A 16,259-nucleotide genomic window follows, 5' to 3' on the forward strand; every position below is an offset into this window, starting at 1 on the left:
GGCACACCCGAAGCGGTTACTTACATTGCCACGAGGTTGTCGGTGTTCCGGGCACGACTCCGAAAACGCCGTTCAACGGATCGTTGGCGACCACGTTACAAGCAAAGTAGAACGCCGACAGCATACCTCCCTGATACATCTGCTCCACCGCTGGAACCAACATCAGCGACGGGCCATTTGCCTGTCCACCCCGGTCAGTGGATGCGAATGGATACTCATCGCACCACAATAAAGTCTGGCTTGCAACGTTTCCGGAACAGCGCGGATCGCTCCGCAGCCAAGCTCTGGAAAGTGGCGGCGAAATCCGCCGCAAAGGCGATGCGGGCGCGCCGGTCGCTATCGCCGATGCGATATGAGCGGTCGTAAACGGGGTATCCATGCCCGAGTAGAAGATATTGAATTTGCTCACATCGCACGCCCCGCCCGAGCCGATTGCCGTCGAGAAGGACAGCGCGGCATTCAAAGCGCAGGCGGCAACCGCGGCACCGGCAACGGCCAGCGTCACCTTCGCGAGAAGGAGCGCCGCGCTCGCGATCGCTGCGGTATTGATGCTAATGCTTATGCTGATGCTCGGCATCGCCATCGCTACACCCGCAAAATGTCCCGAGGGATCCACCAAGTTAACCGGATCTCCGTTTGCATACACGTATTTGTGTAGCGATTTCGGATCATAAATGTTGCCCTGGAAGCTATCCATCGACGTGAAGCGCCCGACACCCGGATCGTAATAGCGGGCTCTAAGGTAATAGAAAGCCGTCTCTGGATCGAACTCTTCACCGGTAAACAGATACCGGTTATCGGTGATTCCTGAGGAATTCAGCAGATTACCGAATGCGTCGTAAGCATAGCGGTCGGTGATCCCGGCGCCAAAATCCGTCAGCAAGCGCGTGCTGCCCAAGCCATCGTAATGGTAGAAACGAATCTCGGTGCCGCGTTGCTGGCTGATAAGATCGTCGCCATGAATATAGGCCACGATGAGCCCGTTGGCAGAGTCACGCTCTTCCAGTACCTCGGGTAACTCCCGGTTCTTATCCACGAGATAGGATGATGTCACTCCGTTACGCACAGTACCGATTCGCACCCCGTCGTCATCGTAGATATATTCGGTGACGTTTCCTGGCTCGGTCGCCTTGACCATGCGATTCTCGTAGTCAAACTCGAATTGAGACGCCGATCCGCCGTTCGACCTTTCAATGAGATTCCCGTTGGCGTCATAGCTATACGTCACCACTCCCTCGCTGATCATCCGGTCATTGTCATCGTATACGTAATTAATGACCTCGCCATCGGTCGTCTTGGATAACCGGTTCCCGACACCGTCGTAAGTATAGGAAACCACTTTTCTCACGATACCGGATTCGGTGATCTGCTCTTGGGTCAACCGGTATAGTTTGTCGTACGAATAATCGGTCCTGACTCCACCTTCCTCAGTTGCGGCTGTGCGATTGCCGACGGCATCCAGGATATATTCGAACCCTGCCAAAACGCTGCCGTCGCTTGTCACATGGGAAAGGCTCGTAAGTCGGTTCAATGCATCGTAGCCATAATTTGCTTTGCTGCCGTTTGGATATTCGATCCGCGTCCGATTACCCACATTGTCGTATGAATACCGCGTAACTCGGCCTTGAGTGTCAGTAACGGCTATCAGACGATTGATTGCGTCGAACTCATGGTTAATGGTACCCGACGGCAGCGTTACCGATGTTCGGTTACCTTTCGCATCATACTGGTACTCCAGTATCGTTCCATCGGCGTTCACCACTTTCACGGGCATATCCCGCAGATCGTATTCGAAGGTAGTAACGCCATGATCATCAACGATGGTCGTCACTTTACCGGTTGGAGTATAGGAATACGTTATCTGGCTTCCGTTCGGAAGAGTTTTCAAAATAAGTTGATTATTCGAATCATACGAATAGGAAATAGTCTGTCCTTTGAAGTCGGTATGCGTGGAAATATTACCGTTTGCGTCGTACGTGAAAGTTTCCGTCATGCCCAACGGCAACGTCCGACTCAGAATTCGCCCTAGACCATCGTAAGTCCATGTAGTCTGATGACCGTTAGCATCGATCTGGGCTGTCCGATTTCCCACTTCATCATATGCGTACTGAGTTACACCGCCGAGCGCATCCGTAACTCTTATCAATCTTCCCTGTGCATCGTACGCGAATTGCGTGATATTCCCGGCCTGGTCGCTCTCCGAAATTTTCCTGCCAAGCGTGTCATAAGCGAACACCTTGAAGGTTCCGTCTGGGAACACGGTTTTGGTTTTTCGATCGTTCAGGTCATATTCAAAGCGCGTTATGTTGCCATTGGCATCAGTCATGGAGACCTGGTTGCCTTTGGCATCGTAGGCATAGCGCGTTACGTGACCTAACGCATTGGTGACGCTGATCTTGCGGCCAACGGCATCATAGTCATACCGGGTAGTATGCCCATTTTGATCCGTGATCGAACCCACCTTGTCAATTGCGTTATAACTCCTGGTTTCTGAAGTGCCGTCGGGGAACTGGGTACGGACCAGTCTGTTGTTGCCATCATACTCATAGCTTGTGATCCGACCGGCCCTGTCAGTCGAACCTATGCGATTGTTTTCCGCATCATAGGTATACGCTTCAAAGGTTCCATCAGCATAAGTGGTTTGAATGAGATTACCGATGTCGTCATAGTATCGGGTTAGCCGATTGCCATTCTTATCGGTAAAGGTCTCCTCTTTGCCCAAACTGTTATATGTGAACCTTACCGAGTTACCCAGTGCATCGATCTGCTCAATCGGCTTATTGCGTTTGTCGTAGAGCATGCTTGTAGTAACGACAACCACATTCCCATTCGCGTCAGTCCTGGATGAGGACTCGGAGGTCTTATTGCCATTAACGTCATATTGATAGGTCGTGATGTTCCCGGCAGCATCGATATACTTAGTTCTATTCCCGGAAGCATCATATTCATATTTAAGGAGATTACCCTCGGCGTCCTGCGTAGAAGTTCGATTCCCACGCGCATCATAGGTATGGGAGGTTGTATTTCCCGCTGGGTCCACGGTACTGATCAAATTTCCTTTGGCGTCATAGTTGTTAACCGTTTTGCGCCCGAGCGGATCGGTTATCGTCAATAACTGGTTCCGGGTATTGTAGGTATAGGTAGTGACGTTACCGCCAGCATCGGTCTCGGAAGTCCGGTTGTTATTCTGGTCATAGGTAAACGTCTTTCGATTGCCTAAAGGGTCGGTGATTGACAGCTCGTTTCCGCGATCGTCATAAGTATGCGTTGTCGTATTACCTAAAGGATCGGTTTCGGAGGTCAAATTGCCCTTATCGTCATAAGTGCTAACCGTAACATTGCCATTACGGTCTCGACGAATTTCCCGCTGACCGGCCACATCATGAATTAGCTCAACTCTGTTTCCTTTAGTATCTATCGTTGCAATTAGCCGACCTTCGGCGTCATATTCGTTACGCGCAGGCACATTACCGCGCGGATCACGAATCTCCAATAAGCCATGGCTGAAGTTGTACTTGAATCTCGTGCTGTTACCTTCAGGATCGGTATGGGTAATCAAGTCTCCCTGGACATCATAAGCATATTGAATTACGTTCCCATTAGGATCGGTAATTTTGGTAATACGCCCTTGGCTATCGCGGGTAAAGGTGATGCCTTTGCCACTGGAATGCATGATACCCGTCGTTCCGATGGTCAACGAATTGCCGTTAGCATCGCTGACTTTTTGCACACCTGAATCCTTGTTAATGATGAATACACGACCTTCGGGCGTGCTGTATTCGAAGGTAGTTGGATTATAGACAGTGAAAAAGTCGCCATCGTCCAACAAAGTTACTGCCCCGGGCTGCGAGCCGGAGACGAAAATGCCGCCGCTTAGAGGTCTTAGCTTGCCGAGGGTCCCGGGCCGCGCCTTGTAGACCGGGGTGACGAAATCCAGCGGGAACAACAGCTGACTGCTTGGCTCGGTCGATAGGTCGAATTGCTCTACCTTGCCGTCCGGCAGAGTAATACTGACGACATGGCTTTGGTTGGGCACCAGGGTGTAGGTTGGGAAAAAGCCGCCGCTCTTGTTCACCTGCCAACCCGAGCCCTGCTCTCGATTGACGCGCAGTCTCAAAGTCTGCAGATCCAGCCGCCAACCGAAGCCGAAATCGCCGCTCGTCTTGTCCCGGCTGTCGTAAACCCGGGTGATGGTGATCGGAATGCCGGCAACCGGGATGTTCAGATCCTGGAAAGCCAGGCTGAAATTGCCCACTTTCTGGTCACGGCCCACCTGAACCTGCACACTGACCTGAGCCGTGTTGCCGCCTTTGTCATAGGTGGTCAGGCGCAGGGTATAGAGATCATTGAGCAGCAGCGTGGGATCGAAGGTGCCGAGCGTGCCGTTAACCACCGGCGTCGTACCGGTCGCGAGCACAGTGAAATGGGTCTCGCCGGCAGGAGCATAATCGAGTACGTACTTCAGGAAGTTGGCGTCGCTCGCGGTGCCCTTGACTTCCGTCGGATCGGTCACGGTGCTGTCTGCCGCGGGAGCGGTGAGGACCGCAATCGGCAGAGTGGTATCCGAGACCGTCGCACTGACGGTTAGGAGGGTAGTGCCAGCGATCGCGCCCTGGCTGGCACGGATCGTCGTGCTACCTTCGGTCAGGGCCGTGACCACCCCATCGGCCGTGATGGCGGCCACTGACGGATTACTGCTGTCCCAAGTCACTTGCCCCGTCATGTCTTGACCGGTGCCGTCGCTGTTGGTGCCGATGGCACTGAACGGCTGGGTCTGCCCCACCAGGATCGTGGGGCTCGGTGGAGTTACCGTGAGCTGGCTCAGAACCACCGGCGCAGCCCCGGTAGAGACAATCAGGTCGACCGGCGTACCGGCAGCCACGTTGGTTCCACCGACCGGTGTCTGGCTGACGACGCTGCCGGGCGGGATCGTATCGCTACTCTGCTGGGTGACGATACCGACGCTCAGTCCGACGCCGGTAATGGCGGCCGTGGCCGCTGCCTGGGTTTGGCCGACGACATTCGGCACAGTGACTAGGGCGGGACCGGAGGAAACGACTAGGTTGACCGCCGAACCCTTGGCGACGGACGCCCCGGCCAGCGGATTCTGGCTGATCACCTGCCCGGCCGGGACCGTGTCGCTGGCCGCGGGGGTGACCGTGCCGAGCGTCAACTGGGCGGCGCTGATCGCCGCCGCGGCCGCCGCCTGGGTCTGACCGACCACGTTCGGCACACTGACCAGCGCCGGGCCCGTGGACACCACGAGGGTGACCGCACTGGCCTTCTCCACCTCGGTGCCGGCCACCGGAGCCTGGCTGATCACGGTTCCGGCGGGCACGGTGTCGCTGGCTTGTGCGGTGATCGCGCCCACCGTCAGTTGCGCGGCGATAAGGGTGGCCTCGGCCGCCGCTTGGGTCTGGCCGACCACGTTCGGTACCGTGACCATGACCGGCTTGGCCTCGATCGTGACCGTGTCGGCCTCGCTGTTGAGCTGGCCGTCGTTCACGATGAGTTGCAGCACATAGGCGCCGGTCCGATCCGCGACGAAGGTGGGGGTCGCGCTGGCAGGATCCGACAGCGTGGCCGTGCTGTCCTGGGGCTTGGCCGTGAACGACCACTGGTAGGTCAAGGGCTGGTGGTCGGCATCGCCGGAGGCGCCGCCGTCCAGCTGCACGGCATCGCCTACTTTAACCTCCTGGTCGGGTCCGGCATTCGCTACCGGCCGGCTGTTTTCGGTGCTGATGATGACGTTCGCGGGATCACTCGCCAGGTGACCATCGTTGACGATCAGCTGGGCGATATACGAACCGGGGAGATCGACCAGGAACTGCGGCTGTTGCGCGCCAGGGTCGGACAATGTGGCGGCGCTGCCGAACGGAATGCTCGTCAATGACCATAGGTAGGTCAGAGGGTCGTTCTCGGCATCGGAGGAGAGACTTCCGTCCAGCGTAACGGTAGTCTGCAGAGGTACCGTCTGAGGAGTGCCGGCATTCGCCACGGGCTTGGTGTTCTCGGTCGTCAGGATCACCGAGGCCGGCGCGCTGTTGGCTTTGCCGTCATTGACGATCAGTTGGGCGACATAATCACCGGGCAGATCGGCGGTGAATTTAGGTTTGACGAGGCTCGGATCGGAGAGAAAGGCGGTGCTATTGGCCGGTTTTCCGATCAGCGACCACAAGAAGCTGAGGGTGTCGCCGTCAATGTCCATGGAGGCGCTGCCGTCCAGCACCACTTCCGCCTGGAGCGCGATCTTGCGGTCCGACCCGGCATGGGCCACCGGCGGCGTGTTTTCGGTGCTGATGACGAGCGGCGTCGGAGTGCTGTCCTCGGTGCCGTCGTTGACGATGAGTTCGACCGTGTACTGGCCGGCCTTGTCGATCGGCAGGGTCGGTGTCACGGTGGCTGAATCCGACAGAATCGCCGTGCTGCCCGCCGGCTGGCTCGTGAGGGTCCATCGGAAGGTCAGGGGGTCGCCGTCGACATCCGATGATGCGCTGCCGTCGAGCTGCGCGGTTTGTCCCACGCGAACCGCTTGGTTCAGACGGGCCACCGCCACGGGCGGAGTATTGAGCGTGCTGATCGTGACCTGGGCCGGCAGGCTGGATGCCTTGCCATCATCGACCACGAGCTGGAGGGTGTAGTCGCCGGGCCGGTCGATCACAAACGTCGGCTTGATGGCGGCGGCATCGCTGAGCTGCGCCGTACTACCCGGGGGGACCGCCACGAAGGACCAGGCATAGGTGAGATCATCGCCGTCCGGATCGGACGAGCCGCTGCCGTCCAAGGTGACGGTGCCGCCCACGGCCATGGTTTGGCCGGCCCCCGCGTTTGCTGCCGGGGCTCGATTGGCCTGGACCGTCCACACCAAATCGTTCGGATTAAACGGGACGGTGCGGTTTTGGCGAATGGTGAACGTGTCCTGACTGAACAGCGTCGCGCCGCCCGTTACTTCGCCGAAAAACACCGCGCCATCGACGATCATCGTGCTGGCGGCCTGGCTCACCACGGTGGCGGCGACGTCGGGGAAGGTCTCCGTACCGCTGTTGGTGATCTCCGCGCGGTAGGTAAAGTCGATCAGCGTGCTGGACACGCGCTTGGACCCGATCAGCTGGTAGGTCCCGGTGACCGCTAACTCGGTGACTGCCGCGGATGATGGAGAGTCGGAAGGCGTTGCAGCAACAGCGGGGGCCGGCAGACCGAGAAAGATTTGAGTGAAGATTAAAAGCCGCGCGAAAAAGCGGAATAGCGCGGTCTCGTTGAAATGCTCGAGAAATCCTTTGTAGGTATCGGTCTGCATGGACATCGCCATAATCCTTATCTCCCCTCAGATTTAGTAGGCGGCAGGTGTAGACGAGCCGCTTTTGTCACTGCCAACAATCCGGCAGCGGAAAAATGGCTACGGCTTGGAAAGCTCGCGTTGGCTGCGCCGGGTCCGAAACCAGGTCAATCCGAACAGTCCTACGAGCAGCAACGCGGGAACCGCGGGTTCTGGGATCGCTTCACCGAACGGTCTGGTGCGCCCGGCTTCGAGGATGTCGAAGTTGGCATCGTAAATCGCAAAGCTTTGCCCACCCGGGGCTCCGGTCCCGGGCCAGACAAAGTTGACGCTGAAATAAGTATCGGGAAGATTCGGTAGAACCGGCGAAACGGCGACGATCTCGGCATAAAAACGGCCGTCGTCCGGCAGGACCGGGTCGGGCTGAAGGAGGACGACCGTCCAGTCGCCATTGGGTGCCAGCGGATCGCTCAAGTCGCCCGCCTGGTAGCCCTCGCTCAGATTGAAGAACACATCGAACCCCACGGCCGATCCGGGCAAGCCGCTAACGTCATAGCGGTATTGCCAGAGATCCTGGCCGACCACGCTGTCGGCGAGATCGATCGCCTGATAGCGAATCACCGTCGCACTTAGATTCGAACCAGAACAGATAAGGAGCAAGCCAAGACTGGCTTTTAGAAGACTTTTCATCCGGATCCTTCCCCAATCAAAGCGGACAAAATGGGCTTGTTCGTAGACGCCCTATGGTTGGCGCTCGAAACCCGTCGACGTCACTCCGAGCGAGCGGCCTACCGGGATAAGCGCTTATTACCGTCGAGAATCAAAAGCGTACGGACGACTCAAATGACTTGCCGACCATAACTGCCTCATGTACAAGGCAAGGCCTGTGCCATAAATGCAACAGATATGATAATGAATTGATTTTATGGGGCTTTTTGTGTGATGCAGGGAACTTTAGCAACTCAGGTCCCTTATCGGCCGGCGAGACCGTAAAAGATTTCGACACTCGCGGTGAGGTTTTTTAACGAGTGTTCTCAGACTGATACACCTAAGCACATGTTTGTATTGAAGATTGAGCACGCCGCACCGAACTCTGGTATGTAAAAATTTTTGACATTGCAACTCCGGTTTAAGCCACCTCGATAGCCGAGAGTGCCGGAACTTCCGTTGCCACCCCGCCCCGTACATCACCGCTCGTGGTTATCGCCTGATTCAATAGGGCCCGGCCCCGGCTTGCCTAAGGGCGAAGATCGCGCCCCCGACGATCATGTGCGAACGACTGAGATAACCGGAAGAATGAACGCCGAAGTTTCAAATGAAGAAATAATGGTGAGCTATGCCGGAGGCGAACCCATGACCATGGACCGGTAGACCCTAAATCCAGTGAATGGCTTCTACGGAAGCCGCTGTCAATTAAGGCTATTCAATATCAGTTGTTTAATTCCGGTTATCGGCAACTGATCAAGCGCAAAGTCGCGCCGGGAAGAGATCAAAACGGGATTCAAGTCAGCCGATTGGTGGCACCGGCCATGAGTGCCCTTAACCAGGTCCGGTTTGAGTGGAATCACATCCATCAACATTCGGAAGCCTAGTTGCTTTTGGAGCAGCCGAAACCCAATTTTCAGCTTTGGCCACCGGATGTCCGGATCGACGAAAAGCTCCACCGGATCGTAGCCCGGCTTGCGGTGGATATCGACCGTACGGGCAAAGTCAGGACTCTTCGCATCGTCCTGCCAATAGTAATAGCTGAACCAATGCCCGGGTTCGGCGATGGCGATCAATTCCCCGGAGCGCGGATGATCCAGGCCCATTTCGGCTTTTCCCTGCTCCGCCAGTACTCGCTCGATACCCGGTACCGTGCCAAGCAAGCGTTCCACGGCAGGACTGTCCGAAGCGTTCCGCACGTAGACATGGGCTATCTGATGATCGGCCACGGCGAAGGCGCGCGACGCGCCGAAGTCCAGCAACTCGTAGCCGAGGGTCTCGCGCACGGAGATGTAGCCCTGTTCGCGCAAAACTTTATTGATATGGACACAGCCCGTGGCCGGCTCGATGCCGTACTCGGAGACCACCATAACATCGGCTCCCTGAGCCCTAACGTGGTCGATCAAGTCTCCCGCGACGGCATCGATGGCGCGGACGTCTTCCCATATTCGCGGATCGGCCGGCCCGAGGCGCTGAAGGTTGTAATCCAGGTGCGGCAGATACACCAGTTGCAGTTTGCAGGGATGATGGTCGAACGTCCATTTGGCGGCATTTGCGATCCAGCTCGACGATCGTAAGTCCGCCGCCGGGCCCCAAAAGTTAAACATCGGGAAAGGACCCAATTCGGCTTCGATCCTCCGGTGCAGATCTGCGGGATTCGAGTAAAGCGCCGGAATTTTCCGCCCATCCGCGGGATAAATGGGGCGTGGGGTAACAGAGTACTCCACGTCAGCGTACATGTTGTACCACCAGAAGAGTTGAGCGCAGCTGAAATCGCGGATGGACATTTTCGCTGCATCCCAAACCTTCTCGCCATGGACGAGATGATTGGACTGACGCCAGAACCATACTTCGGCAAGATCGCGAAAATACCAGCCGTTGGCGACTATTCCGTGCTCCCGGGGAAGGGAACCGGTCAGCATCGATGCTTGGGCGGTACACGTCACGCCCGGAAAAACCGGCTCCAAATTAGCGACAAATCCATCCGCAATCAGCCGGTTCAAATGTGGCGTGTGCTCGCCCAAGAGCGAAGGATTAAGCCCAACGATATCGATCACAACCAGTCGTTTCATGGTTTAGCATCAATCATTAATAACGAGAAATTTGGAGCTTAAGCTCAAGAACTTAACTTCACAACGGATGAATAAGGACCAGTCGGAGCAATGGCGATATGGGTACAGAGTCCCGAAAATCAATTGAGAACAAACACCCAGACCGAACAGGTTGTATCCGTGCGATCTTTCAGATGTATGCGGGTGGACATCGCTATACCACCCTGGTCAAGACCCTGAGCGGCGATCCAACCGATGCTGCGTCGGCGGCGCTATCTCGGGTGAATCCCGTTTGGCGAGTACCGAAACACCCGTCAGGGCGGATCGGCGAAGAAGCGGATGCCCCAGGCGGACCATCTCGAAATCCGTCGGCCCGAAGCTCGCCATCGTATCTCAAGACCTCCGGGATGAAGTCCAGGCCGGCTCGAAGCGGCGCCCCAAAATTATCTCAAAGCGACCGGAGGCGAGCGCTTCTATCGCCCCGATCCCCGAAGGAATCGAAGTATCTTCTCTCGAGCCTGGCCTGCAGCAGTCTTTGCGGGAGCAACATCGCGGCCTTGGGCGGCAAGCGGAATCACTACTACTATGACTGTTCGTACCACCACAGCCGCGGCGCCAGCGTCTGCGTGAACGATCACAAAGTCCGGGTGGAGACGCTCGATCAGGAGATCCTGTCCGGTCCCGGGTGACGATTCTCACGTCCGAGGCGATCGATTATGTGATTGAAAAGGCCCTGAGCCTCATCAAGCAAGCCCTGACGACTGAGCCGCCCGACTATCTGGGCGAGATCCAAAAGCTCAAAAAGGAACTGGCCAACTTCATGGCGCTGATTGCCTCGGGCCAGACGTCCACCAGCATCCTCGCAGAAACCCCCAAACGCGAACCCCGGATCCAAAGCCTTGACGAGGACATGAGGCGTTTGAGCGAAACGCCGGCCGCATGGGATCCGCGCCAGCTTCGCCAGCAACTTCATGACGGGATTGGATGCTTCAAGATCCAGATGCAGGGCGATGTGGCCGCGGCACGAAAGGCGCTCCGGAAACTGCTCAAGGAACCGATTCGGCGTATTCCGGTGGAACGGGACGGCAAGAAAGTCTTGCTGGCGGAACGACAAACGACCGTTGGGACCTTGCTGCCCCAAGGTTATATAAACGTGGCGTCCCCAAGGGGATTCGAACCCCTGTTACCGCCGTGAAAGGGCGGTGTCCTAGGCCTCTAGACGATGGGGACAAGGAACTTGATTGGTCAATCCGCGAGTGGTGGAGCCAGCGAGGATCGAACTCGCGACCTCAACAATGCCATTGTTGCGCTCTCCCAGCTGAGCTATGGCCCCACGCGATCGAGAACGCGAATATTAAAGAAAGACTTCGCGTTTGTCTAGGCTTTTTTATTGATATAGGCGATGGCTCGGCCGACCCTGGAGAGCGTCGTATCTTTTCCCAACAACTCCAGGGTGAGGTCGATGGGAGGCGATACCGTCGTTCCCGATACGGCGACCCGAAGCGGCTGAGCGACGCTGCCCATCTTCACTCCAAGCGTTTCCGCCGTCTCCACGACCACCTGGTGAATCGCCTCTCGGCTCCAGTTACCCAGCGCCCAGAGTTTTGTTTCCAGCGCTTGCAGCGCCCCGAGATTATCGGCGGTCAGGTTCTTGCTGGCGGCCTTCTCGTCGTACGCTTCGAACTCTTTGTAAAAGAAGACGCTCGCGTTCGCCATATCGACCAGGGTCTTGCACCGCTCGCGCTGCGCTTCGACCACCCTGACGGGATCGGGCCCCCGAGTGGGATCGATGTCCAGTTGCCCCAGATGCCAGCGCAGATGATGCGCGACATGCAAGGGATCGCTGTGCATGATGTAGTGATGATTCAGCCACAACAGTTTTTCCGGATTGAACGCCGAGGCCGAATGATTGATGTCGTTAACATCGAACAGCTCGATCATTTCGTCCACCGAAAAGATCTCCTGATCGCCATGGGACCAGCCGAGGCGCACCAGATAATTGATGAGCGCCTCGGGCAAATAGCCGTCGTCGCGGTATTGCATGACGCTGACCGCTCCATGGCGTTTCGATAGCTTGGCTCCATCTGGCCCTAAGATCATCGGCACGTGAGCGTATTTCGGCAGCGGCGCGCCCAAAGCCTTCAGAATGTTGATCTGGCGCGGCGTGTTGTTGAGATGGTCGTCGCCGCGGATGACATGGGTGATCTGCATGTCGAGGTCGTCGACCACCACCGTGAAGTTGTAGGTGGGGGTACCGTCCGAGCGAAGAATGATGAGATCGTCCAATTCACTGTTCTTCACAATGACCTGGCCACGCACGAGATCTTCGATGACGACTTCGCCGTCGTCCGGATTGCGAAACCGCATCACCGGCTGAACGCCTTCGCGGGGCTCGGTACGATGGCGGCAACGGCCGTCGTAGCGGGGCTTTTCCTTGCGTGCCAGTTGTTCGGCACGGAGGTTATCCAACTCTTCCCTAGTGCAGTAGCAATGATAGGCCTTGCCTTCGTTCAGCAATTGCTGGGCAATGGCTTTATAACGCTCGAACCGATGAGTTTGATAAAACGGTCCTTCGTCGTATTCCAGCCCGAGCCAGGTCATACCCTCCAGAATCGCATTGACCGCGTCGACCGTGGAACGCTCCAAGTCCGTATCCTCGATGCGCAGGATAAAGGTGCCGCCGTGCTTGCGTGCGTAAAGCCAGGAGAAAAGCGCCGTGCGCGCGCCGCCAACGTGCAAGTAACCCGTAGGGCTGGGAGCAAATCGGGTGCGTATGGTCATTCGAATAATCCTGAAAAAAGACTAGAGTTGCCGACTTTTGCCGTCGGCCCTCAGTGACTAGAGGGTGGAGGAACGCTAATAATACCAAAATCCGGTGTATTCCTTTATCGCGAAGATCGAGGGATGTTACCGAGGGACCGGAACCAGGCTATCCTTATTGTTTTTCCCGGATTCAGTGTCATCGGCGATCCAACGAACGCATTCCATTCGTAATGACTCTCGAGACGGCAGATACTCTTCAAAACCCTTTATTGCAACTTTGCTACCAGGAAATGCGGGCGAAGAAACTGGTGCTGCCCACGCTCCCCGACATTTCCCTCAAGATACGCAAGGCCATCAACGACGACCGGGCGAATAATTCGAAGATCGCGCGGGTCGTTCAAATCGATCCGGCCATTACCGCACGGCTGATTCATATCGCCAACAGTCCGCTTTATCACGGCCGCAAGAAAATAGAGAGCTGCCCCGAGGCTCTGACGCGACTCGGGCTCAAAGCGGCGCAGCACTTGATCACCACGTTTTCCTTGAAAGCAGTGTTTATCGCCAAGTCGTCCCAGATCCGGAAACGGATGCATGAACTGTGGGCGCACAGCAGCTACGTCGCCGCCATCTGTGCCGTGCTCGCCCATAAGACCAGGGGGTTCGATCCCGATCGGGCGATGCTGGCTGCGCTGGTTCACGATATCGGCACCGTTCCCGTGCTCACCTTCGCCGATCGGCATCCGGAATTGATCGCCGATCCCCGCCATCTCGACCAGGCGATACAAACCTTGCGCGCCCCCGTAGGCGCGATGATCTTACGGAAGTGGAATTTTCCTCCGGATTTCGAAGATGTGACGGTCCACGCCGAAAATTGGTTTCGCGATCACCCCGGCGCTCCGGATTATACGGATCTGGTCATTCTGTCCCAGCTCCACAGCTTCGTCGGCACGCTGCAGATCCACAAATACCCCCGCATGGATGAAATTCCGGCTTATCGCAAACTCATGGAGGGACAAGCGGCGACGGATTTGAGCAAAGACGTGCTCGGTCTTGCCAAGGAAGAAATTTTGCAGATTCAGCAAATGCTTACACGTTGACACAAATGGAAATCCGGCTGCCTGTCCTCGTCCCGACGACTCCCCTGTTTCAAGCCGGGGCGCAGCCGCTAAAGCTCGGGGACATTCTTCGAGCGGTCGTTGAGACACAACTCAAGGACAACAGCTTCCTTCTCCGACTCGACGCCGGCGGCCGCACTCTTACGGCAAACAGCAGCGCGAACCTCCAGCCGGGGCAGATACTCGAACTCGAGGTGGTCAAGCTCGGCACCACGCCCGAGCTTCGCATCGTGCCGCGCGATTCCGGCGCCGATATGCCCGAATCGACGGTTCAGCAGGCTTTACGCCTGTTCTTGCCGAAACAGGAACCGCTCGCCGATGTGATCCAGGAACTCCACCGCCTAGTCGCGCAGGCCAGACAAACGTCCTCGTTGCCCGTCCCGATCACACAAGCTTTAGAAAATCTGTTGGCCTCGATCCCGAAAAAATCCGAGTTGGCGACGCCCGAGGGCTTGGAAAAAGGTTTATTGAACTCGGGGATATTTCTTGAAGCAAAGCTCGCCGACAATGCCGATTCGTCGGCCGAATTCGCCGATTCGGATTTCAAAGCGCAACTGCTCCGAGTTCTCGATAGGCTGAAGGTGCTTCGGACCAGTGCGGACGCTATCCCCGATACGCCCCGCACTACGGCGGACGGAGGAGAGATTCAAACCCGACCGTTCAGCGCCGATGCCGAAGAGCAAGCGGAACTAACCGAGTTTCGTTTCGAAGACGCCGGCACATCCGAAGATATCGCGCTCGCGGATGAACGAATCGCGCGAACTGCGGAGCGCGGCGAAAAGGATTCACCGAAACTGCCTGGAGACTCGCAGCTCGCGACGCCGCGCACCCCGGAGCACGAATTATCCACCGCACGCCGCAAGACTCTTCCGTCACCGGACGAACAGAACGAACTCGTGCAGGGGAATGAACGCGGAGCCGAACGTATCGCGCAAAAAGTCGAAGCCGCAATCGCCAGGGTGGTCATGGATCAGCTTGCGTCACTGCCCAGGAACGATGCCGCGCCATCCGTTTGGCAAGTGGAAATCCCTTTTACCGATGGACAGCATAAGGACGCGGCAAAACTGCTGATAACCAAGGATGCGAAGCCCGGCAGCGCGGAGAGTCCCGACTCTTGGTCGCTTACGCTGGAATTGCACCCGCCGGGGCTCGGGACGTTCTGTGCGCGCGTCGTCTTGAAGGGCGACCGGATCGACACCTATTTGTGGAGCGACACGGCAACGACATCCGACCTCATCCGCGAGCAGTGCGAACGTCTTAGAGCGCGACTGCATGGCGCAGGGCTAGCCGTAGGTCAACTGACGGCGCTGGATCGACCGCCCGATTCGCCGCGCTCCGAAAATCCCTCCCCGCCGATCCTGGATCTCCGCGCATGACCCGGCTGGTCAATCCTCCCGATATCGCCGTCGCCCTGCATTACGACGGAGAGAGCACCCCGCGCGTGACCGCAAAGGGCAAAGGTGCGGTCGCGGAGCAGATCATAGAGCGGGCGCGGCAACACAATATTCCGCTGCACGCGGACGAGGGTTTGGCGAACGTGTTGGCCAAGGTCCCGCTGGGCAATGAAATTCCGCGGGAACTCTATCTTGCGGTGGCCGAAGTGATCGCTTTCGCCTATTCGCTCAGCGGCAAAATGCCGGGCAAATAGCGGAAGCCGAACCATTCGATCTTTAGGATTTATAGCGCGTGGGATCTGAAATACCGGCTTCGGCAAAACCGATTTTTCGGAATCGGCACGAGTCGCACGAACCGCAGGCTCGCCCTTCATCGTCGGCCGAATAACATGACACCGTTAAAGCATAATCGATGCCCAAATCTGTCCCGATGCGGATGATTTCGGCCTTTTTGAGCGTGATCAACGGCGCATGTACCTTGAAATGCTTCCCCTCGACACCGGCCTTGGTCGCCAAGTTCGCCAGACGCTCGAAAGCCTCGATATACTGCGGCCGGCAATCGGGGTAGCCGGAATAGTCGACGGCATTCACGCCTATGAAAATGTCCGCGCTGCCCAAGACTTCCGCCCAGCCGAGGGCGAATGCGAGAAAGACGGTATTCCGCGCAGGTACGTAAGTGACCGGAATGCCTTCCTGCGGAGTCTCCGGCACGGCGATGCGGGTGTCGGTGAGCGCCGAGCCGCCGAACTCGCCGAGACCTATTCGGATGATCTTGTGCTCGATCGCGCCGCAGCTCTGCGCCACGCGCCGGGCGGCATGGAGCTCCGCGCCATGGCGCTGTCCGTAATCGAAACTGAGGGCGTAACACTCGTATCCTTGCGACTTCGCGATAGCCAGAGTCGTCGCCGAATCGAGTCCGCCGGAGAGCAAAACAACCGCTTTTTTCATCGTCGTC

9 protein-coding genes and 2 tRNA genes are annotated in these 16,259 nt (G+C 57.2%); 4 read left to right on the top strand and 7 right to left on the bottom strand.

What is annotated here, in order from left to right; genetic code table 11:
- Positions 1 to 16: 16 nt before the first annotated feature.
- From ACWJJK_RS15610 to ACWJJK_RS15620, 3 genes are all read right to left on the bottom strand, one after another.
- Complete coding sequence (locus tag ACWJJK_RS15610; RefSeq protein ID WP_454128270.1) at positions 17 to 7,303, bottom strand: PKD domain-containing protein; 7,287 nt, start codon at positions 7,301 to 7,303, stop codon at positions 17 to 19.
- A gap of 93 nt (positions 7,304 to 7,396) precedes the next feature.
- Entirely contained in the window at positions 7,397 to 7,966 is a 570-nt protein-coding gene (locus ACWJJK_RS15615; RefSeq protein ID WP_454128271.1) for a PEP-CTERM sorting domain-containing protein, read from the bottom strand.
- A 719-nt stretch (positions 7,967 to 8,685) separates the two neighbouring features.
- On the bottom strand, positions 8,686 to 10,053 hold the full coding sequence (locus ACWJJK_RS15620; protein ID WP_454128272.1) for an alkaline phosphatase family protein: 1,368 nt from the start codon (positions 10,051 to 10,053) through the stop codon (positions 8,686 to 8,688).
- Positions 10,054 to 10,226: 173 nt separating this feature from the next.
- Here ACWJJK_RS15620 and ACWJJK_RS15625 point away from each other — a divergent pair, with 173 nt between their 5' ends.
- Positions 10,227 to 10,721: a recombinase zinc beta ribbon domain-containing protein gene (locus ACWJJK_RS15625; RefSeq protein ID WP_347259155.1), complete on the top strand. Its 495-nt coding sequence runs from the start codon at positions 10,227 to 10,229 to the stop codon at positions 10,719 to 10,721.
- Positions 10,722 to 11,186: 465 nt separating this feature from the next.
- On the opposite strand, the gene ACWJJK_RS15630 is transcribed toward ACWJJK_RS15625, so the two are convergent.
- The 3 genes from ACWJJK_RS15630 to gltX all read right to left on the bottom strand — a co-directional run bounded on the left by ACWJJK_RS15630 (position 11,187) and on the right by gltX (position 12,813).
- Positions 11,187 to 11,262: transfer RNA gene (locus ACWJJK_RS15630), tRNA-Glu, on the bottom strand.
- 27 nt (positions 11,263 to 11,289) lie between these two features.
- Positions 11,290 to 11,365, bottom strand: a tRNA-Ala gene (locus ACWJJK_RS15635).
- 44 nt (positions 11,366 to 11,409) lie between these two features.
- Positions 11,410 to 12,813: a glutamate--tRNA ligase gene (gltX, locus tag ACWJJK_RS15640; RefSeq protein WP_086135334.1), complete on the bottom strand. Its 1,404-nt coding sequence runs from the start codon at positions 12,811 to 12,813 to the stop codon at positions 11,410 to 11,412.
- 272 nt (positions 12,814 to 13,085) lie between these two features.
- On the opposite strand from gltX, the gene ACWJJK_RS15645 reads away from it, so the two are divergent.
- Genes ACWJJK_RS15645 through ACWJJK_RS15655 form a run of 3 tightly spaced genes read left to right on the top strand, consistent with a single transcriptional unit; the run spans position 13,086 to position 15,558 of the window.
- Positions 13,086 to 13,892: an HDOD domain-containing protein gene (locus tag ACWJJK_RS15645; RefSeq protein ID WP_240507114.1), complete on the top strand. Its 807-nt coding sequence runs from the start codon at positions 13,086 to 13,088 to the stop codon at positions 13,890 to 13,892.
- Between the two features lie 5 nt (positions 13,893 to 13,897).
- Positions 13,898 to 15,286 carry a flagellar hook-length control protein FliK gene (gene fliK, locus ACWJJK_RS15650; protein WP_156879603.1) on the top strand — a complete coding sequence of 463 codons (1,389 nt, stop codon included), beginning with the start codon at positions 13,898 to 13,900 and terminating at the stop codon, positions 15,284 to 15,286.
- Entirely contained in the window at positions 15,283 to 15,558 is a 276-nt protein-coding gene (locus ACWJJK_RS15655; RefSeq protein WP_077728979.1) for an EscU/YscU/HrcU family type III secretion system export apparatus switch protein, read from the top strand. Before fliK ends, ACWJJK_RS15655 begins: the two co-directional genes overlap by 4 nt.
- 22 nt (positions 15,559 to 15,580) lie before the next feature.
- On the opposite strand, the gene queC is transcribed toward ACWJJK_RS15655, so the two are convergent.
- On the bottom strand, positions 15,581 to 16,252 hold the full coding sequence (gene queC, locus ACWJJK_RS15660; RefSeq protein WP_086135497.1) for a 7-cyano-7-deazaguanine synthase QueC: 672 nt from the start codon (positions 16,250 to 16,252) through the stop codon (positions 15,581 to 15,583).
- Positions 16,253 to 16,259: the final 7 nt, after the last annotated feature.

This window comes from Methylocaldum gracile (assembly GCF_053646815.1).

Coding starts and splice junctions, on each gene's coding strand:
- ACWJJK_RS15610 (WP_454128270.1), bottom strand. CDS start 7,303: ATGTCCATGCAGACCGATACCTACAAAGGATTTCTCGAGCATTTCAAC.
- ACWJJK_RS15615 (WP_454128271.1), bottom strand. CDS start 7,966: ATGAAAAGTCTTCTAAAAGCCAGTCTTGGCTTGCTCCTTATCTGTTCT.
- ACWJJK_RS15620 (WP_454128272.1), bottom strand. CDS start 10,053: ATGAAACGACTGGTTGTGATCGATATCGTTGGGCTTAATCCTTCGCTC.
- ACWJJK_RS15625 (WP_347259155.1), top strand. CDS start 10,227: ATGTATGCGGGTGGACATCGCTATACCACCCTGGTCAAGACCCTGAGC.
- gltX (WP_086135334.1), bottom strand. CDS start 12,813: ATGACCATACGCACCCGATTTGCTCCCAGCCCTACGGGTTACTTGCAC.
- ACWJJK_RS15645 (WP_240507114.1), top strand. CDS start 13,086: ATGCGGGCGAAGAAACTGGTGCTGCCCACGCTCCCCGACATTTCCCTC.
- fliK (WP_156879603.1), top strand. CDS start 13,898: ATGGAAATCCGGCTGCCTGTCCTCGTCCCGACGACTCCCCTGTTTCAA.
- ACWJJK_RS15655 (WP_077728979.1), top strand. CDS start 15,283: ATGACCCGGCTGGTCAATCCTCCCGATATCGCCGTCGCCCTGCATTAC.
- queC (WP_086135497.1), bottom strand. CDS start 16,252: ATGAAAAAAGCGGTTGTTTTGCTCTCCGGCGGACTCGATTCGGCGACG.